General features: G+C 63.1%; 1 pseudogene. It reads left to right on the forward strand.

Features of this window, described 5'->3' with window-relative positions:
* Positions 1-255, forward strand: a pseudogene (locus IB248_RS31245) (4Fe-4S dicluster domain-containing protein); the annotation flags it as partial.

Raw genomic sequence — 255 nt, forward strand, 5'->3', positions numbered from 1 at the left:
TGAAGAGGGTGCGAAACGTCAAGCCGCTGTGGTCGAAGTTCGGCACGGCAATCGGCGTGGCGCTCGGCGGTTTCGACATGTGGACGAACCAGCTCTTCGGCCTTTCGATCTTCGGTACGCTCAGGCATGGCAAGACGGATGCGGCCTCGCTGGAGCCGGCCGCCAAGCACAAGCCGATCGCCTACCCGAAGCCCGACGGCGTTCTCACCTTCGACCGTCTGTCCTCGGTGTTCCTGTCGAACACCAACCACGAGG

It is taken from the genome of Rhizobium sp. RHZ01, from assembly GCF_014851595.1.
GTDB classification, from domain to species: domain Bacteria; phylum Pseudomonadota; class Alphaproteobacteria; order Rhizobiales; family Rhizobiaceae; genus Rhizobium; species Rhizobium altiplani.